The sequence below is a fragment of the Bradyrhizobium campsiandrae genome (assembly GCF_014529705.1).
Classification (GTDB): domain Bacteria; phylum Pseudomonadota; class Alphaproteobacteria; order Rhizobiales; family Xanthobacteraceae; genus Bradyrhizobium; species Bradyrhizobium campsiandrae.
Window position 1 is genome coordinate 1 of record NZ_JAANIH010000140.1, and the last position, 2,821, is coordinate 2,821.

General features: G+C 59.4%; 3 protein-coding genes. 2 read left to right on the forward strand and 1 reads right to left on the reverse strand.

Annotated elements, in window-relative coordinates:
• On the reverse strand, positions 1 to 648 hold a 648-nt coding region (locus tag G8O24_RS42290; protein ID WP_283815665.1), incomplete at its 3' end, for a carboxyl transferase domain-containing protein.
• 263 nt (positions 649 to 911) lie between these two features.
• Between G8O24_RS42290 and G8O24_RS42295 the strand changes: the two genes are divergently transcribed.
• Positions 912 to 2,075, forward strand: a complete 1,164-nt coding sequence (locus G8O24_RS42295) for an acyl-CoA dehydrogenase family protein (RefSeq protein ID WP_021075758.1) — start codon at positions 912 to 914, stop codon at positions 2,073 to 2,075.
• Positions 2,076 to 2,164: 89 nt separating this feature from the next.
• Positions 2,165 to 2,821, forward strand: a 657-nt coding sequence (locus G8O24_RS42300; RefSeq protein WP_283815664.1) for a carboxyl transferase domain-containing protein, incomplete at its 3' end; no start/stop codon positions are given.

Genomic DNA, 2,821 nt, shown 5'->3' on the forward strand with positions numbered 1-2,821 from the left:
TACCAGTTGCGGGCTGCCGAGAAACATCGCGCCCTGGTCGCGTACGATCACCACCTCGTCGCACAGCGCCGGAATGTAAGCGCCGCCCGCGGTCGAAGGGCCGTGAACGACGGCGATCTGCGCGATATTCTCGGCCGACATCTTTACCTGATTGTACATGATCGATCCGGCCTGCCCTTCGTCCGGAAAGATATTGGCGATGTCCGGCAGGAAGCCGCCACCTGATTGCACCAAGGTGATGCAGGGCAGCCGGTGTTGCCACGCAAACAACTGGGCGCGGGTATGCTTCTTCGTTGTCATGCCGAACAGCGTCCCGCCCTTCACTGTGGCATCGTTGGCGATAAGCATGCAACCGCGCCCGCAGACCTGTCCGACGCCCGTGATAATTGTCGCGCCCGGCGGCACGCCGTCGTACATCCCCTCGCCCGCCAGGTGGCCGAACTCGAGAAACGGCGAACCGGGATCGATCAGCGCCGCGATGCGTTCGCGCGGCAGCAGCTGGCCGCGCGATTTATGCAAGGCGCGAGCCTTGGCGGAGCCGCCCTGATTGGCCTCGGCCCGACGCCTTTGGAGATCGGCGATCCGCGCCAGATAATGAGCGCGATTGAGCTTGAACTCGTCCGACCCGGTCGCGACAGCGGATTTCATCGCGGTCAATTGGCTATTCCCCAAAACTGATCACAAGCCAGGAAATGCGGGCTCGACGGTCTTCATTATTTTCTAACATTCGTTCGTTTTCGAACGATTGTTAGGTTGAAATCCTAGCCGGTTCTGCCTAAAGATAGCAAGCAATTGATGCTGCCGACCGACAGCCGGCCGCCTCGCAAACAATAAACTCGACGGTGTTCCCGAGAGGGTTTCGAATTCTCAACTTAGAACAACGCGGTTTCGGCCGGCGGCGGAGTTCCGACATGGACTTTGATCTTACGCACGAGCAGCGGCAAATCTACGAATACGGCGATATGGTTGCGAAGCAATTCGATCGCAAATACTGGATGGAATGCGCCGACAAGCACGTATTCCCCCAAGCCCTTTACAGCAAGGTTGCGGAGGATGGCTTCGTCGGAACGATGGTGCCTGAGGAATACGGCGGCTCGGGACAAGGCATGGTCGAGATGCACCTGTTCCTTGAGGGCTTGTCAAACAATGGCATTCCACTGCTAAACCTCGTTGTCGGCGCGGCAATGAGCTTGGGATTCATAGCCAAATACGGCAGCGAAGCGCAGAAATTGCGCTATCTGCCCGATGCGTGTGGCGGCAAGACGCGCTTTTGCTTCGCGATCACCGAGCCTGACGCGGGAACCAACACGATTCGTACTTCCACGATAGCAAAGAAGCGTGGCAATCGCTTCGCGCTGAGCGGTCAGAAGACATTTATCACCGACGCCGATGGCGCGGACTACGCGCTGGTGGTGACGCGAACGACAGCGCATACCGAGGTTCAGAAGAAAACCGATGGCTTCACCCTGTTTGTGGTCGACCTGAAAGCCAAGGGCGTGCAGAAGCAATACATTCCAGTGAGCATTCCGGCCCCGGAAACACAATGGCAGCTGTTTTTCGACGAAGTCGATCTTGGGCCGGAGGACATTGTTGGCGAAGTCGACAAGGGATTCGGCATTTTGTTCAAAAGCCTTAATCCCGAACGCATTCTTGTCGGTTCGATTTCCTGCGGTCTCGGCCGCTATGCCCTGAACCGCGCGGTCGAATACGCCAAGGAACGGCGGGTTTTCAACAACGTGCCGATCGGATCTTATCAGGGCTTGCAGCATCCGCTGGCCAGCGCCCGCACCGATGTTGAGCTGGCATCGCTGATGACACTAAAAGCCGCCTGGATCTTCGATCAGGGCCGCGAAGCCGGCGAGTTCTCCAACATGGCAAAACTTGCCGCAGCCGACGCCGGCATCAAGGCCGTGGACACCGCGCTGCAATGCTTCGGCGGCAACGGGTTCACCAAGGAGTACGGCATCTTCGATATCTATCCGCTGGTGCGGCTGTTGAAGACCGCGCCGCTCAATCGCGAAATGATCCTCAACTACATCGGCGAGCACGTGATGGGCTTGCCTCGCAGTTATTAGAGCAAGACCCGGAACGGTGAGGCGCGGTTCTACCGGCGATTCGTCTTCAATTATTCAGAGATCACCCCCCAAGAACGAGGTTGTCTGCAATGGCTCTCATGAAGTCCGATGTGTCCGCTGCGAGCGAAGAGTATCGCCGCAACTGGGACGCTTACGGCTTGAGAATCGCCGATCTGCATGAGCGCCGGGCAGCTGCAATGGTCGGCGGTCCGGAACGGGCGCGGCTGCTGCACAAGGAGCGCAAGCAATTACTGCCTCGCGAACGGATCGCTGCGCTGATCGATCCCGGCTCGCCGTTCCTCGAATTTTGCCAGTTCGCGGGCGAAGGCATGTATGACGGCGTGCCGCCCGGCGGCAGCATCGTCACCGGCGTTGGAATGGTGTCGGGCCGCGCCTGCATGCTGATCGCCAACGACGCCACGGTCAAAGGCGGCACCTACTACGGGATCACCTGCAAGAAGCACGTCCGCGCACAGAGATTCGCCTGGCAACACCGCCTCCCCTGCGTCACCATGGTGCAATCCGGCGGCGCCAACCTGCCGGACCAGCCCAACATTTTTCCCGACGACGGGCAGTTCGGCTCGATCTTTTACAACCAGATCCGGATGTCGAGCGAGGGTATCGCGCAGATCGCAATCGTCCACGGCCCCTCGACCGCCGGCGGCGCTTACATGCCGGCGCTGTGCGACGAGGTGGTGATCGTACGCGACCAGGGCGCGATGTTTCTCGGCAGCCCGCAACTGGTA

Coding starts and splice junctions, on each gene's coding strand:
- G8O24_RS42295 (WP_021075758.1), top strand. CDS start 912: ATGGACTTTGATCTTACGCACGAGCAGCGGCAAATCTACGAATACGGC.